The organism is Duganella dendranthematis, assembly GCF_012849375.1.
Taxonomy (GTDB): Bacteria; Pseudomonadota; Gammaproteobacteria; order Burkholderiales; family Burkholderiaceae_D; genus Rugamonas; species Rugamonas dendranthematis.
This window is the reverse complement of the sequence record NZ_CP051684.1, coordinates 6,072,036-6,086,963: the sequence shown is the minus strand read 5'-3', so window position 1 is coordinate 6,086,963 and position 14,928 is coordinate 6,072,036. Positions and strand designations below refer to the sequence as shown.

General features: G+C 59.1%; 14 protein-coding genes and 1 pseudogene. 10 read left to right on the top strand and 5 right to left on the bottom strand.

The features are described from left to right. Nucleotides 1–24 precede the first annotated feature (24 nt). Nucleotides 25–1,473 carry a hypothetical protein gene (locus tag HH213_RS27870; protein ID WP_169114442.1) on the bottom strand — a complete coding sequence of 483 codons (1,449 nt, stop codon included), beginning with the start codon at nucleotides 1,471–1,473 and terminating at the stop codon, nucleotides 25–27. A gap of 13 nt (nucleotides 1,474–1,486) precedes the next feature. Next, nucleotides 1,487–2,269, bottom strand: coding sequence for a M15 family metallopeptidase (locus HH213_RS27865; protein ID WP_169114441.1), 783 nt, complete (start codon nucleotides 2,267–2,269; stop codon nucleotides 1,487–1,489). 208 nt (nucleotides 2,270–2,477) lie between these two features. Here HH213_RS27865 and HH213_RS27860 point away from each other — a divergent pair, with 208 nt between their 5' ends. From HH213_RS27860 to HH213_RS30735, 10 genes and pseudogenes are all read left to right on the top strand, one after another. Continuing rightward, nucleotides 2,478–3,260 (top strand): hypothetical protein, encoded by a 783-nt coding sequence (locus HH213_RS27860; protein WP_169114440.1) that lies wholly within the window; start codon nucleotides 2,478–2,480, stop codon nucleotides 3,258–3,260. Continuing rightward, nucleotides 3,257–6,124 (top strand): type VI secretion system Vgr family protein, encoded by a 2,868-nt coding sequence (locus tag HH213_RS27855; protein ID WP_169114439.1) that lies wholly within the window; start codon nucleotides 3,257–3,259, stop codon nucleotides 6,122–6,124. The genes HH213_RS27860 and HH213_RS27855 overlap by 4 nt, the downstream gene beginning before the upstream one ends. Nucleotides 6,125–6,132: 8 nt before the next feature. Continuing rightward, nucleotides 6,133–7,035 (top strand): DUF4123 domain-containing protein, encoded by a 903-nt coding sequence (locus HH213_RS27850; RefSeq protein ID WP_169114438.1) that lies wholly within the window; start codon nucleotides 6,133–6,135, stop codon nucleotides 7,033–7,035. Nucleotides 7,036–7,062: 27 nt separating this feature from the next. Beyond that, the gene (locus HH213_RS27845; protein WP_169114437.1) at nucleotides 7,063–7,524 is read left to right on the top strand and encodes a DUF3304 domain-containing protein; all 462 of its coding nucleotides are present in this window, start codon (nucleotides 7,063–7,065) and stop codon (nucleotides 7,522–7,524) included. Nucleotides 7,525–7,530: 6 nt separating this feature from the next. Further along, nucleotides 7,531–9,699, top strand: coding sequence for a phospholipase effector Tle1 domain-containing protein (locus HH213_RS27840; RefSeq protein ID WP_169114436.1), 2,169 nt, complete (start codon nucleotides 7,531–7,533; stop codon nucleotides 9,697–9,699). A gap of 127 nt (nucleotides 9,700–9,826) precedes the next feature. After that, nucleotides 9,827–9,958, top strand: coding sequence for a hypothetical protein (locus HH213_RS30485; RefSeq protein WP_255458132.1), 132 nt, complete (start codon nucleotides 9,827–9,829; stop codon nucleotides 9,956–9,958). A 3-nt stretch (nucleotides 9,959–9,961) separates the two neighbouring features. Beyond that, nucleotides 9,962–10,120 carry a contractile injection system protein, VgrG/Pvc8 family gene (locus tag HH213_RS30380; protein ID WP_229263199.1) on the top strand — a complete coding sequence of 53 codons (159 nt, stop codon included), beginning with the start codon at nucleotides 9,962–9,964 and terminating at the stop codon, nucleotides 10,118–10,120. 198 nt (nucleotides 10,121–10,318) lie between these two features. Continuing rightward, on the top strand, nucleotides 10,319–11,065 hold the full coding sequence (locus tag HH213_RS27830) for a DUF3304 domain-containing protein (RefSeq protein ID WP_169114435.1): 747 nt from the start codon (nucleotides 10,319–10,321) through the stop codon (nucleotides 11,063–11,065). Between the two features lie 21 nt (nucleotides 11,066–11,086). Next, nucleotides 11,087–11,830 carry a DUF3304 domain-containing protein gene (locus tag HH213_RS27825; protein ID WP_169114434.1) on the top strand — a complete coding sequence of 248 codons (744 nt, stop codon included), beginning with the start codon at nucleotides 11,087–11,089 and terminating at the stop codon, nucleotides 11,828–11,830. Then, nucleotides 11,827–12,285: pseudogene (locus HH213_RS30735) on the top strand (DUF3304 domain-containing protein). Before HH213_RS27825 ends, HH213_RS30735 begins: the two are co-directional and overlap by 4 nt. Nucleotides 12,286–12,292: 7 nt before the next feature. On the opposite strand, the gene HH213_RS27810 reads toward HH213_RS30735, so the two are convergent. The 3 genes from HH213_RS27810 to HH213_RS27800 form a co-directional block, all read right to left on the bottom strand. Then, a complete protein-coding gene (locus HH213_RS27810; RefSeq protein WP_169114431.1) occupies nucleotides 12,293–12,808 on the bottom strand; it encodes a hypothetical protein in 516 nt (171 codons plus the stop codon). After that, nucleotides 12,808–13,305 (bottom strand): hypothetical protein, encoded by a 498-nt coding sequence (locus HH213_RS27805; protein ID WP_146235994.1) that lies wholly within the window; start codon nucleotides 13,303–13,305, stop codon nucleotides 12,808–12,810. Before HH213_RS27805 ends, HH213_RS27810 begins: the two co-directional genes overlap by 1 nt. Before the next feature lie 136 nt (nucleotides 13,306–13,441). After that, nucleotides 13,442–14,746 carry a dicarboxylate/amino acid:cation symporter gene (locus tag HH213_RS27800; RefSeq protein ID WP_110849651.1) on the bottom strand — a complete coding sequence of 435 codons (1,305 nt, stop codon included), beginning with the start codon at nucleotides 14,744–14,746 and terminating at the stop codon, nucleotides 13,442–13,444. Between the last annotated feature and the right edge of the window lie 182 nt (nucleotides 14,747–14,928).

The following is a 14,928-nucleotide window of genomic DNA, read 5'->3' as shown; positions in this document are numbered from 1 at the left end:
ATAGGGCTCGGTTACTTGGGAATGTCATGCTGTTTGTGCCGCTGGTGCCGGGCGAACAAGCGCGGCGCAGCGGCGGTAAGGATCTTCATTGCTGATGCTGAGTGCAGGGCCGCCGCGCTGCTGCGCCTCGGCGTCTGCGATGGCCAGCGCGGTCAGCCAGCTGACGGCGCCGCAACTGCCGCTGCTGGCGCCGACGCTGATCACATCCGCGCCGGGATCGAGCTGCGGCGCGGCGGCGGTGACCACGTGCATCAGCTCTGTCACGCGGCTGGTGCGGTGGCCGGTGTCGGCGGTCACTAATTCGATGGCGGCGCCGTCCAGCTGGGCCGCTTTCAATACGTCGGCGATGGCGCTGGACAGGCAGGTGTCGGTGTCGCGTTTGACGGTGTCGGCGGAGGCGCTACGGCGGCCGATGTGCACCGCTTGCAGGACGCTTCCGGTGGCACCGATTTGCTGCGCCACGTTGGCGTCTGCCAGCAGCAAGCCGGCCGCCCCTTCGCCGGGAATGTGGCCTTGCGGATGCGCTGTGGTGTACAGCGTGTTTTGATTCAGCAGGCGGTTGATGGCGGCGTCGCTCAGGTGCGAGTCGGCGGCGATCACCAGCGCCAGGGAGGGCTGCTGCGAATTGCCGGCGCGTTGCAGCAGTTGCGCCAGCAGCGCGCCAGCATCGTCGTCCTGTTGCTGTTGCAGCGGCGCGGCCGGTGCGATCAGCGTTTGCGGCCAGCCTGCTTGCGTGGCCAGATGGCGCAGCCATTGCCAGGCCAGGTCGCGCTGGGCCGGCTGCCATGCTTGCGGCCACAGGGCCAGCAGTTGCAGCGTTGGCGGCGTGCGCGCGGCAGGCGCGTCGGGCGGCAGGCTGTTCTGCTGGCGCGCTTGCTGTTGCTCCAGCCATGGCTCCAGGTCTTCATGCAGCGTGGCTTCTGCTGTCAGATCGGCGACCACCGCGCTGGCGGCGGCCAGTGCGCGCCACTGGGCCTGGTCGAAGCGCGGATCGTCCAGTTGCTGGCGATGGCGCCATTGTTCCAGTTCTTCGCGCAGCGCGCCGTCGCCGGCTTCCGTCAGGCGGGCGGACAGGATCGGGTAGCCGTCGTCGTCATACAGTTCGCTGTCGAGCTGCGGGCGGGCGCGATGTTCGGACAGCGCGGCACGCAGCTCCGCCACCGACTCGCCATGCGGTGCGCGCAGGGCGGTGGCGGCGATGGTCAATGCGGCCGGCAGCGGCGGCGCGGCCGGAATCTCTGCCGCTGCATGCGCGGCGCCAGCGGCGGCTGGCGCGGCGGGCAGGGTGGCGCGCGTCCACACCTTTCGGCCCAGCCACAACGCGGCCAGCAGCGCCACCGGCAGCACCAGCAGGTACAGCACCAGCTCACCGCTGGCCGGCATGCGATTGGTCTCGCGCCAGAACCAGATGGCGCCACCCCAGCTGGCGCCGAATGCGGCGGCGGCCAGGGCAACGTTACGTAACCAGACCATTGATCATGTTCTCCTATTGTTTCATCACGCCGGGCCGGCGCAGTTCTGTGTGCCCGAAATCCATCATCTTCCAGCGCCCGCCCCAGGTCATGCCCATGGACTCGGCGACCTCGCCATACAGCTGGTAACCGCGCATCGCCCATGGATCGCGCTCGGAAATCACCAGCTTGCCGTCGCGCAGGAAGGCGCAATCGGCAGCCAGACCGTATTGGTGCCAGCTCTGGAACGCGGCGGCGTTGGTCACGCCGGAACCCAGTGCGGCCAGTTTGTTCTGACGCTCGGGACTGCGGTAACCTTCCAGCAGCGCCATGTCATACCCGTATTTTTCTTTCATGATGCGGAACACCATCAACAGCCGCTGCGCATAGACGGCGTCGAGCTGCGCCCAGTCGCGGCTCGCCGAGATCAGCATCGGCCGCTCCAGCTGCACTTCGGCGGTGGTGAACACCAGCGGCGGCAACGCCGGTGGCGGCACCAGCTGTTCGCCTTCCAGCAGGCCCGCCACTTGCGTGTTGACCTCGCGGGTAGAGCTGTCAAAGCCATTCAGCGTCGGCCGCGCCAGCAGCAACGCTAGCATCGGCGGGATGGTCAGCAGCGCCAGGCCGCCCAGGCACAGCACATAATGCTCGGCCAGAAAATCGCGCAGGCCACCCATCGATTGACGCCCCGAACGGCCAAGCGCACCCAGCTCGGCGCGGCGGCGACTGGCGGCGCGGCCCAGCGTTTGCTGGAGGCGCGCGTTAGCCCCGGCCAAAGCCGACACGACGAATTCGCGCCCGGACGGAAATAGCACCATCCAGCTAATGAAGCACGCCAATAAAAAATAAAGTGTTACCGCCAGTAGAAACACGTTGCCCTCGAAGCTCGTTACCAATGTCTAAAAAGCATTGCTCTGAGTATATATTAGGCATCTGACAAGCACGCGCACGATTGAATTGTCGATTCGTGCGGCACATTTTTCTTGAATGTCGTAAAGTCGTGCGAAATTAACAAGGGAGCAGATTTTGCAACGTGAAGATGACCGCCCTCCGTCGAGTGGCCGTCCCAGCCTATTGTCCCAGGCGCCCCAGGCAGAACCGGGTCGCGCCAGTGTTTTCGACGGGTTGGATCGCCGGCCGGCTACTGCTGCGCCGGCCGCAAGTCGTGCCCGCAAGCCGTTGCTGCTGGCGGGCATAGGCGCGGGCGTGCTGGTGTTGGCCGCAGGCGTAGCCGTTTGGATGGCTGCCGAGCCGGAACCGCAATTGACGCTGGCCGCCGCGCCGGCTGTCAAGCTGTCGCCTGCGCCTGCTGCTCCTACGGCCGCCGCTGCGGCACCGGCACCGGAAGTTCCGGCTGCCACCATCGTCGAAGAGACGGCTGCCGTCAGCCCGCCGGCCGACAGCCGGTCGCTGAAAGAGGTGCTGAACGATATCCCGCCGAAAGCGCCGCGTGCGGAACTGACCGCCGCGCTGGAAAAACCACACGCCAACGCGGCCAAGCCCGAGCATAAAAAGGCCGACAAGCCGGCCAGCAAGCAAGTGCAGGTGGCCAAGAAAGCCGAGCCTCCCAAAGCCAAGGCCAAGCCGCAGGACAGCGACGTCACCCTGCTGGCGGCGCTGATGACGCATGTGCAGGCGGCCAAAGGGCCGTCCAAGGAACCATCGACGCCGGCCTATCAGCTCAAGCAATGTGGTCGCCTGAACGAAGCCGGTGCGTCGCAATGCCGCGCGCACCTGTGCGCGACCACCGCCAGCAAGGAGCCAGAGTGCAAGCAGCCGGTTGCGGTGAAAACTGCCGCTGAATCATGAGTATCGCTTTGATCGAAACGGTGGTTGCCGCCCTGGCCCAGTTTTCAAGCGCGACCCGGCTGTATGAACTCACGCTGAACGAGGACGACGGCGCCGACATGGGCGCCGGCGGGCTGCTGGTTGAAGCGTTTGCTTCGGACGACAGCGTGCAGGGCGTTGGACCACGTGACGTCATCGTGCTGTCCACCAGCGCCTTGGTGCAGCTGGCGCCCTTGATGGGCAAGCAGGCGGCGCTGGTCGTCAGCCTGGCCGATGGCAGCCGTACCGAATTCCGTGGCGAGATTACCCAGGCGGCGATGCTCGGCAGCGAAGGCGGCCTGGCGCGCTATCGCCTGCGCCTCACGCCGTGGTTGTGGCGCTTAAGCCAGGTGCGCAACAGCCGTGTATGGCAAGACCGCACCGTCATATATATCATCGACGAGGTGTTCGAGGCGTACGCGCCGCTGTCGCAATGGCGCTGGAGCGAAGAGACCGAACCGTTCATGGCCGATGCGGTGGCGCGCAGCTATTGCTGCCAGTACCGCGAATCGGACCTGGATTTCGTGAAGCGCCTGCTGACCGAAGAGGGCCTGGCCTGGCGTTACGAACAACTGCAAGACGGCGTCGGTGTGGTGCTGTTTGCCGACAGCAGCCAACTCAGCGCCACGCCGGAAGACGTAAGCAGCGAGGCCGGCGGCGGCATCCGCTTCCACGGCGTGCGCGTCGGCGAGGCGTCGGACACCATTCAGGCCATGCAGGCGCGCCGCAGCGTAACGGCATCGCTGACCACCTTGCTTAGCTATGACTACAAGGCCAAGCAGGCCGTCAACGCCAGCACGCCATCGCGGCTGTCGGCCGGCAAGCTGCCGCCGCTGGAAAGCTACGACGTGCCAGGCCAGTACGCCTATGCCAATGCCGCGCAGGCGCAGCGCTATGCGGACATCCAGATGCAGGGCAGGGAAGCCGTCGCCCAGCAGTGGCGCGGCCGCTCGACCGTGCGCACCATGGCGGCCGGTACCCGCTTTACGCTGACGCAAGGCCCGCTGAGTACGGACAGCGCGCCGACCTACGTGCTGCTGCGCGTGCGCAGCGTCGGCGTCAACAACCTCCCGTCCCCAGCCCAGCAGGCGCTGGCCGAGTTGTTCGGTCCGATTCCCGAGTTACTGCAAGAAGTAGCCGCCGACGCCTCGGACGACTTTGCCCTGACCATCGCGCAGGCGCGCCAAAGCGGCTACGCCAACAGCTTTGAGGCAGTGGCCGCAGACGTCATCTGGCGTCCACAACTGCCAGGCAGCGACGGCCGCAGCCATCCGAAACCCACCGCACGCGGCGCCCAGAGCGCCATTGTCATCGGCGCCGATGGCCTGGCGCAAGCATCCGGCGCGGACGAACTGTATTGCGACAAGCTGGGCCGCGTGCGCATCCGCTACCACTGGCAGGACAACGGCGACGCCACCTGCTGGGTGCGCGTCGCGCAGCGCTCGGCCGGCGGCGGCATGGGCAGCCAGTTCCTGCCGCGTATCGGCCAGGAAGTGCTGGTGCAGTTCATCGAAAACGACATCGACCGGCCGATCATCATCGGCGCGCTGTACAACGGCCAGGGCGAGGGCGGCGTAACGGCGACGCCGGGCGGTGGCGGCAGCGCCGACGACACGGCCTCGCGCTTCCAGCCGGCCGCAGACCACGCGGTCTCGGCGCAAGGCAATGTCGCCGGCGGCAACAGCCCGCTGTGGCATGGCGCCTCCAGCGACAGCGCCGGCCACCGCAACGCCGCCGCGCAGTGGGGCGTGCGCAGCAAGGAATTTGGCGGCAGCGGCTACAACCAGTTGCTGTTCGACGACACCGACGCGCAAGGCCGCGTGCAGCTGCGCTCCACCCATGCCGCCAGCGAACTGAGCCTGGGGCACCTGATCCACAGCGCCGACAACTATCGCGGCAGCCTGCGCGGGCAGGGCGCCGAGCTGCGCACCGATGCTTACGGCGCGGTGCGTGGCGGTGCGGGTCTGCTGATCACCAGCTACAAACTCAAACACAGCGCCATGGAGCGCGACCCGGTGGGCGACAACGCGGCCGGTATCGCACTGCTCAAGCAGGCCGTCAAGTTGGGCGAAACGTTTAACGACGCGGCCAAAACGCATGAGACGGTAACGCTGGCCGGCCACCTTGGCGCAGCCAAGGCCAACGCCAGCGTGCTGGACGACAAAACAGCGCCGTTGCAGGCGATGCTGACGGCGGTCTCCGGCATGGTCGGCAACGGCAGTCTGGACGCTGCGCGCGCTGATGCCGACGAAAAGAAAACCGAACCGGGCGACAAGCAAGTACCGCATGTCAGCTCGCCGATCATCGCCGTCAGCGGTAAGAGCGGCATTGGCGTCACCGCCGGCGCAGCGATGCAGCTGGCCAACGGCGAGACCATCTCGCTGATGAGCGGGCAGGACAGCCAGTTCATCACCGGCGGCCAACTGCGCGCGCATAGCGGCCAGGCCATTGGCGTGCTGGGCGGCGCCGTGAAGCCAGGCGAGGGCGGCTTGGGCATGCAGCTGATCGCCGCCAAAGACGCCATCGACATCCAGGCGCAGGCCGACGAATTGAAGGTGCAAGCGCGCGACGACATCAACATCGTCAGTACGAATGCCGAGGTGGACTGGGCCGCCGCCAAGCGCATCAGCCTGTCCACGGCGGGCGGCGCGAACATCACGATTGAGGGCGGTAATATTACGGTGCAATGTCCGGGCAAGCTGACGATTCATGCCGGAAAGAAGAGTTTTGTCGGACCCGAAAAGTTGGATTATGCGTTGCCCGCTTTGCCGCAGAGTGTGTGCAAGGCGTGCTTGCTGGCTGCGATGCGTGCCGGTAGTCCATTTGTCGCACCAAGCGCAGGTTGAGGGAGTTTATGTATTTCGCCACCAATCCACCACGCCTCACGCTGCCTTCTGAAATTGCTGAGGAATTCGAACAACTGAATGAGGCGTCTCCGTTACACCTCTTCGCACTGGTCGACTGCGCCTTTGATGAAGCATTTTTCAACGAGCGTTATCAGCGCGGATTGCCGCGACAATCGCTTTATGCAGACACGGGCCTGTCTGCGCTCGGTGCCGCCGCACCGCATCTGTTAAGCGCGCCCGAAGGCGAAGAGGCGCGTGAAGAATGGTTGCGTCAGCTGTTTGCCGCCTGCGAGGGCAAACCGATGATAAGCATCATCGCCAGCGTATTAAATGCCGCCGAACTGGTGCGTCATTTGCGGCCGTATCTAATCGCGAGGACTCCGGATACAGTTGAATGGCCCGTTCGATGGGGAGACACGCGAGTGTTACCAGCGCTACTCGATACCCTGGATGAGGCCCAATGTAGCCATTTGCTTTCTCCACTGAGCCGATGGTGGGCGCCAGCGCGCGACGGGGGCTTAGTCAAATGGGATGGCGGAGTCACGTCGCCACTGCCCGGGGACTTCGATAAACTCCCTGTAAGCGACGAGATCTTTGCTAATTTAGTTGATACGTCGGAAGCTGATGCTGTACTCACAAGAATAAACGATAGTCAACCTGATTTGCTAGCGATGGCTTCTCCTGCAGAATGTCATGCACGTGTAGCGCGACATCTTCGCATAGCCAACGTTAATCACATACACGCAGCTCCAGACCGGGAGCATTTCAGTGTGTTGGCGTTGACGTTAGCGGATGATTTCACTGAGCTACCAACGATGTCGGGTTTGTTGAGACGAATTCAGCAAGGGACTGATTACGGTAGTGAAATTTCTGCTTTGCCGGATGAATTTTGGCAGGAGGCTGAGCGATAAACTCGTCTTCGATATAGGATCATAAAAATGAAACCCAATTTTCACCTGTTTTTTACCATATTTCTCTCGTTGATGGTTGGCTGCCAATCACCTAACATTCAGGCCCAGACTGACGATCAGGCCATGGCACGAATAGGAATTTTGAACCATACCGGAAATTATATATATTCTGCTTCGATAGACGGTGCTGGGGGGGCGGGCATGGCTCGGTGGGGAGCGGGCGGTCCCGATGTTTGTTGCGCCTACATTCCGCGTGCTTGGCATCCGGGAATTAAGGTGCTGGTGCGATGGGATATGCCGGAAGGAATTGAGCATATTGTCAAAGAAAAAGTTGTTGAAATTGAAAAATATGATCGCCCCGGTGATATCTATTTAAACTTTTTTCCTAATGATGAGGTTAGAGTGGTTGTTAGTGTAAATGGCCCCCGTAACCCAGGCTTTCCGATTCGCCACGTTGGTAAGCCTAAGGACAGCATCTCTTCGAAATAAAAAATTATGATTAATGCTACTCCCGTTAGGGCACCTTATCCTGTGAGCGTTTTTTTGAGGCCCTTAGCGAAAGAACGCTCAATAACCGCATTAGCGTCCAGTATCACGGCGCAGGATACGCCGTGCAGAATTCCTGTGCGAATTGGGCTATTTTTCGATGGTACGAACAATAATCTCTACCGGGATAAAAATGGCCAACGTATCGAAATAATTGCTTCCAAAAAAGAAAAAGCCGAGGTAAATATAGTAAAAATTAAACCAGAAGAGTTTAGTCACAGTAACGTGGCAAGATTGTTCGAAGCCTTCCCGAATGATAAACAGCAAAGCGGTTATTTTTCTAGTTATGTGCCGGGAGTCGGTACTCCATTTCCTCAGGTTGGCGAGCGGACAGAAACTGACGATGGTAAGGCGTTTGCTAAAGGAGGTCATGCGCGTATTATTTGGGGATTGTTTCAGGTGCTTGATGCGCTTCATCGCACTGTGTTTGAAGACGCTTCATTTTTCTCCCCGGACGAAATGGGGGAATTGGCGTTGAACCACCAGAGTGAAGTCGGGCGTGTGGTACGTGATGCCGAAAATAGACAGAATCATCGGATAACACACCGGGAATGGTTTGAGCCACATCTTAAGAAATTAAAGGAAAAACTGGGAAGTCGTCCTAAACCAACTATTCCATCAGTTACCGTGTCGGTTTTTGGTTTTTCACGCGGCGCTGCGGAAGCAACAGCTTTTTGTCATTTTTTTGCAGAATTACTAGACTGTAATGAGTTGATCGGCATTCCTGCCAGTATCGATTTTCTTGGAGTATTCGATATTGTGGCTACGGTTGGTATGTCTGATTCTGCTGGTCGTACTACCATTGTCCCGCGTGCTTTCTTTGATGGGCATTGGGCCTGGGCCAATAAGCTACTAAGACCATTGCCCGGATGTGTGATCGCTGGAAGGCATTATGTCGCTGCTCACGAGCAGCGGATGAACTTCCCACTTACACAGATTCATAGTGACGGTGGCGATTTTGTTGAGATTTTTTTTCCTGGCGTGCACTCGGATGTAGGTGGTGGCTATGCCCCCGGCGAATATGGCAAAGGAAGGGGCGCGCAATCAGCAATGCTGTCTCAAATACCATTGGCATACATGTACAAAGCCGCTCGTGAGGCAGGTGTGCCGTTATTGCCATTTAGTGAACTTGAGGCTTCCGTTCAAGAGGATTTCCGAGTCGGTGCAGAACTTGCATCGGCTTGGACTGCCTATACAGAGGAGCTGGGGCGTCATGGATCCTTTCTCACCAAACACATGGAATTGTATTATCGCTGGCGTGCGGCCCGCTTAACCTCGCTTGAAAATACGGACAGCTTCAAGGGATCTAGTCCGCAAGCCCAAGAGGATATGCGAAGCAGTAACAACATGCTGCGCGGTGATCTGGAAGCGCTGACGGTGAGAAAACCGATGACCGGTCGCAGGGACGATGGACAGGATCAGCCGTTCCGTCCAAGTGATCTGTCGCGAATCAATCATTGGCAGTATTACCGTGCGCAGAACTTTCAGCCATTAGATAAGTGGGAAAAGTGGGCACTTAATATTTTTGAGAAGCATGAACCCTTACCTGCCGAGGTGAACCGTTTTTTTGACGACTACGTGCACGACTCACTGGCGGGCTTTTATCTGGCCGGTGCCGTGACGGAGTTTGACAAGCGGGTCGCAGTGGCGAAGGCGCGGGCCAAACGCGCGGATCGTAGGAGTGGTTTCGAGAAGAAAGTTGTTGCCCTTAGCGATAAAGTGTTGGCGGTGCAGCAGAAGCAGAAGGACAATCTGCCGTTGACCAAAGAAGAGCAAGCGCTGTTTGACGAGGCAAAGACGGGCACACCATTCCCGATCATGACGGACAGCGACACCGCAGACATGCGCAGCGTCCTGATCAAGACCCAGACCGATACGCGCCGCGAAGGAGGTGGTTACCTACTGCGCCGCAGTTTCTATCCACAGGAAGGCTTCTTCATCCGTGAGAGTATCAACGAGGACGAACTGGAGAGAGCTCCGACCGAGCCGGCCTTACCAGAGAAGACCGCTGCCAATTCGGTTACTTACGAATACATCTGGAGCGATAACCTAATCGGCGATCTAGCAATAAATACTGGGGAGCCGATCTTGGGTGCCGAGGAGAGGATGTTGGCATGACCACGTCTGTCAGTCTATCCTATTCAGCCAGCTCAGCGCCACGCCGGAAGACGCCAGCAGCGAAGCCGGCGGCGGCATCCGCTTCCACGGCGTGCGCGTCGGCGAAGCATCGGACACCATGTAGGCCATGCAAGCGCGCCGCAGCGTGGCGGCGTCGCTGACCACTTTGCTCAGCTATGACTACAAGGCCAAGCAGGCGGTCAGCACCAGTACGCCGTCGCGGCTGTCGGCCGGCAAGCTGCCGCCGCTGGAAAGCTAAGAAGTGCCGGGCCAGTACGCCTATGCCAACGCCGCGCAGGCGCAGCGCTACGCGGACATCCAGATGCAGGGCAGGGAAGCCGTCGCCCAGCAGTGGCGCGGCCGCTCGACCGTGCGCACCATGGCGGCCGGTACTCGCTTTACGCTGACGCAAGGCCCCTGAGCGCGGGCGCCGCGCCGGTGTACGTGCTGTTACGCGTGCGCAGCGTCGGCGTCAACTTGAATCGCCACGACCATTGTAGACACTCCTGAGCCATAATTTACGCGAAGGAGTAAGTATCCATGGAATGAATACAGCGCCGAGGATTCATATATGTAATTGAAGCTCCGAAATCCAGATAATTAGGACCGAATCGAATTCATGACTGCAGCTATCCCAATAGACGTACCATATCCTGAAGATGTTTTCCTCAAGTCGTCCCCCAGACAATCGAATATTGTAAGGGGTTTCGGCGCAAGCGCTGCCATTTTGCTGGCAGTTAGTATGATAATTCTGCTCGCGTCCTGCGCATCAGTTCAGACGGCCAAACCGAAGTCCCTGGGGGCTTCAGTGAGGTCGATCAATTATTCTGGGAAGGAAGTGGCGCTGAGTGTAGTGGATCCGCTGAACCGGTCCAATCATGGAGGTGGTGATTCGCTCAATCCCTACAGCATGGGCGGCACCATTTGTTGCTTTGGCATTCCTCCAGAATGGCATCCTGGTTACCAAGTGATTGTGGAATACAACTTTTATCCAGATCAGACGTGGCATAAGCAATTACTTGATGTTCCTCCATATCCGGAAGGTATTGCGGGTGATATCGGGCTAACTATGCATGAAGACGGCCGGGCAGAAGCTGTTGTATCCAACTTCGGTCCCACCCGCCCGGAATGGCCTGGCCGTGTAAAAGCCCTACCAGTGCAGTCAGGTGAATACACAGAAATAATAAAAAATAAATGGTTGGCTAACCAAAAAGGCATTCTAAAGAAGATGGAAGACGGTTTGTTAGATGGGACTGAGCGCTCCCAGGAGCAAGTCGCCAGACTGAAATCATCTATTGAACATACAAAAGAGCAAATTCGTCAAATGGAAGAGGCGATGCCCTTTCCTGAAAAGCCAGGAAACTAGGGGCGGCAAACGGAGTTCATCATGATTGCAGCCACCCAAACAGACGCACCACATCTTGTAGATATTTTTCTCAAACCGTCCTCCAACAGGCAATCGAATATCGGCATGGCTTCCCGTGTAATTGCTGCCATTTTTCGCTACAATTTGCTGGCAGTGTGTATAACGATTCTGCTCGCGTCCTGCGCATCAGTTCAGACGGCCAAGCCGAAGTCCTTGGGGGCATCAGTGAGGTCGATCAACTATTCCGGTAAAGAAGTGGCGCTGAGTGTGGTCGATCCGCTGAACCGGCTCAACCACGGCGGTGGCGATTCGCTCAATCCCTACAGTATGGGCGGCACCATTTGTTGCTTTGGCATTCCTCCGGAATGGCATCCTGGTTACCAAGTGATTGTGGAATACAACCTTTATCCCGATCAGACGTGGCATAAGCAATTGGTTGATGTTCCCCCATATCCGGAGGGTATTGCAGGTGACATCTGGCTAACGATGCATGAAGACGGCCGTGCCGAAGCTGTCGTATCCAACTTCGGCCCCACCCGCCCAGAATGGCCTGGGCGAGTTAAAGGCTCTCCAGTGCCATCTGAAAGTTACATCGCGAAGGTCCGGGCTGATCGATTGAATACCCAAAAGGGCATGCTGGCAGCTATGGAACAAGCGCTCAAAAATGAGGCCGCTAAAGCGGACCCCGAGGAAGTGGAGGAGCTGAAAAAGGCAATCGAGGACACAAAAAAACGGATACGCTTGATGCAGGAAAATACGCCATGAGTGCAATGTTTTACAAACCATTTTCGCTCTTAATTCCCACAATTTTAACCGTAGCTTTCGTTGGATGCACGTCAACTAGCACACAGACACAAGCGACAGATAGCGCGCCGGCGCAAATTGGTATTGTCAATCACACAGGAAATTTTATTTACTCTGCTTCAGTCGACGGAGCCGGGGGAGGGGGAATGGATCGATGGGGCGCAGGCGTGGCCAACATTTGCTGCGCAAAGATTCCTCGTATTTAGTACGCCGGGATGAAAGTCAGAGTCCGCTGGGACATGCCAGAGGGACACACGCATGTTGTCAAAGAAAAAGTCGTGGACGTTGAAAGGTATGACACGACGGGTAGCATTTACATACATTTTTTTCCAAACGACGAAGTACGCGTAGTCGTCACCTCAGTCGTTCCCTACAATCCCGCACATCCGATTAAACCCACTGAGCAGCCCCAATAAATCTTGGTTAGCGTTCCAAGGCATGCTTGCGCGCCAAGCCGATCCCTTCGGACGCTTTGCGGGTTTTGCCGGTGCTGGCCGCCGTGCCGACTTGTTCATTGAGCCGTTCGTCCGCTACGTACTCGCCTGCACTGGTTTTGTAGACGTAGAAGAATTGCTCGTAGGTTTCGTTGCGGTTGTCCTGGTCGGTGTATTCAAACACAAGATAGTCCTTGCCGGCCAGCTTGAAGGCGGCGGCGTCGTTGATGCTGGGGCAGTGCGGATATTGTTCGCCCGGCTCTGACGCCAGGATGTCGATGAATTTCGGTGCGCTGGCTGGGCCGCTCAGCAGACCGCAGCTGGGGACCTTGCTGCCTTTGCTGTAGTACATGACCGGGGCGATGTCCTGCGCCGGCATGGTGAATTTGGCTTTGCTGTCGTAGGCAGACCAGCCGCGCACGGCAAGGTAGTTGGCCACGTCCGGCGCGGCGCAGCTTGGCTGTGCGGCGGTCAGCGTCACCAGGCAGAGGATCACGGCTTTCATCAGCGATCCAGTCCGGACGACTTGGCGAGTTCGAGGTCATTGCTGCCGTAGAACAGCGAGTCGATTTTCCAGCCAGTCTTTTTATCGTAGACGAAGTTGTAGTCTTCGATCCGCGTCGAGGCAATATAGGCGCATTTGCTGTCGTCGAACCGCATTTGCCGAATGTATTCTTTGCCGGTGCTTTTTTTCATATCGGTCAGCATGCTGACTTCTTCACCGGCCGGATTTTGCTGGAACAGTTCACCGTAATTCTTGAGGAAGGCCGCTCTGCTGATTTTCAGCGGCGCGGTGCCGTCCATCGGCGGCAGCAGTGTGACGGGAAATTTGTAGTAGCGCGCCACCTGCTCGGGCTGGCCTTGCAGCATGGCGGTGCGGAATCCTTGCCAGGTAGCTTGCAGCATGGCCGGATCGGGCGGCGTGCATGGTTGCGCTGAGAAGGCGGGCAGGCTGGCGGCCAGCGTTACCGTGCACAACACCAATATCGATGACTGTTTCATGACTGTTTCCTTTTCGTCGCGCATTACACCTGATTCGGCCGGAGCGGGCAAGCGTGATTCAATTGAAAGCCTGTGCCAAAGAAAAACGCCCCGCGCGGCGTGGGCCGGGCGGGGCGTCAGGCGCGAACGGGAACGCTTAGGCGCGTACCGGCTCCAGCGGTTCCAGGTCGGACACCGGTACGGTCGAGCCTGGATTGGCCAGTTCGGCCTTCATGGTGTCGTGGTTCAGCTCTTTTTCCCAGTGCGAGACCACCACGGCGGCAACGCCGTTACCGATGAAGTTGGTCAGCGCGCGGCATTCCGACATGAAGCGGTCGATGCCCAGGATCAGCGCCATGCCGGCCACCGGAATGTCCGGTACCACATGCAGGGTAGCCGCCAGGGTGATGAAGCCGGCGCCGGTGATGCCCGATGCGCCTTTCGAGGTCAGCATCGCGACGCCCAGGATGGTCAGCTCTTGCAGCAGGGTCAGCTCGGTGTTGGTGGCTTGCGCAACGAACAGGGCGGCCATGGTCATGTAGATGTTGGTGCCGTCCAGGTTGAACGAGTAGCCGGTTGGGACCACCAGGCCGACCACCGATTTGGAGCAGCCCAGGCGTTCCAGTTTGCGCATCAGCGACGGCAGGGCCGATTCCGACGAGCTGGTGCCCAGCACGATCAGCAGTTCTTCCTTGATGTACAGGATGAAGCGGCCGATCGAGAAGCCGGTCAGGCGTGCCACGGTGCCCAGCACCAAGACCACGAAGATGATGCAGGTGGCGTAGAAGCAGCCCATCAGGGTGGCCAGCGGCAGCAGCGATTTGATGCCGTATTTGCCGATGGTGAAGGCCATGGCGCCAAACGCACCGATCGGTGCCACCTTCATGACGATGTTGACCACGCCAAATACAGCGTGCGCAGCGTCGTCGATCAGCTTGACCAGCGGCTTGCCGCGCTCACCCAGCAGGGAGATGGCGAAACCGAACAGGATGGCGATCAGCAGCACTTGCAGGATGTCGCCCTTGGCGAAAGCGTCGACTACCGTATTCGGGATGATATTCATCAGGAAGTCGGTGGTGGTCAGCGGGTGCGCCTTGGTGGTGTACTGCTCGATGGCCTTGGTGTCCAGCGTGGCCGCGGTGGCATTGAAGCCGGCGCCTGGCTTGACCAGGTTGGCGACGAACAGGCCGATCACCAGTGCGAAGGTGGAGATCACTTCGAAGTACAGCAGGGCCTTGCCGCCGACGCGGCCGATTTTCTTCACGTCCTGCATGCCGGCGATGCCGGAGACCACGGTACAGAAGATCACCGGGGCGATAATCATTTTGATCAGCTTGATGAAGCCGTCGCCCAGGGGTTTCATAGCAACGCCGCTGTCCGGGTAGAACAAGCCCAGCAGGATACCGCAGGCGATGGCGAACAGCACCTGGACGTATAAGACTTTATAGAATGGTTTTTTCACGGGGTCTCCTCGTGTGTTTCTGTGAGGAGTGCATCATCTCTCAGCGCGAGAGATATCACTATTGTGGAAAGCCGCAAATTCGCGCTGGTGATATCTCTCCGGAATACGGGTTTCTACGTAACCTTGGGCCGTGTGCGCTAGGAGAATGACACTGCCCTGCGCTACACTTCGCCAAGGGATTA

Excerpts from the sequence above, each read along its gene's own strand:
- HH213_RS27870 (WP_169114442.1), bottom strand. The coding sequence starts at position 1,473 with ATGGTCTGGTTACGTAACGTTGCCCTGGCCGCCGCCGCATTCGGCGCC.
- HH213_RS27865 (WP_169114441.1), bottom strand. The coding sequence starts at position 2,269 with ATGGTGCTATTTCCGTCCGGGCGCGAATTCGTCGTGTCGGCTTTGGCC.
- HH213_RS27855 (WP_169114439.1), top strand. The coding sequence starts at position 3,257 with ATGAGTATCGCTTTGATCGAAACGGTGGTTGCCGCCCTGGCCCAGTTT.
- HH213_RS27850 (WP_169114438.1), top strand. The coding sequence starts at position 6,133 with ATGTATTTCGCCACCAATCCACCACGCCTCACGCTGCCTTCTGAAATT.
- HH213_RS27845 (WP_169114437.1), top strand. The coding sequence starts at position 7,063 with ATGAAACCCAATTTTCACCTGTTTTTTACCATATTTCTCTCGTTGATG.
- HH213_RS27840 (WP_169114436.1), top strand. The coding sequence starts at position 7,531 with ATGATTAATGCTACTCCCGTTAGGGCACCTTATCCTGTGAGCGTTTTT.
- HH213_RS30485 (WP_255458132.1), top strand. The coding sequence starts at position 9,827 with ATGCAAGCGCGCCGCAGCGTGGCGGCGTCGCTGACCACTTTGCTCAGC.
- HH213_RS27830 (WP_169114435.1), top strand. The coding sequence starts at position 10,319 with ATGACTGCAGCTATCCCAATAGACGTACCATATCCTGAAGATGTTTTC.
- HH213_RS27825 (WP_169114434.1), top strand. The coding sequence starts at position 11,087 with ATGATTGCAGCCACCCAAACAGACGCACCACATCTTGTAGATATTTTT.
- HH213_RS27810 (WP_169114431.1), bottom strand. The coding sequence starts at position 12,808 with ATGAAAGCCGTGATCCTCTGCCTGGTGACGCTGACCGCCGCACAGCCA.
- HH213_RS27805 (WP_146235994.1), bottom strand. The coding sequence starts at position 13,305 with ATGAAACAGTCATCGATATTGGTGTTGTGCACGGTAACGCTGGCCGCC.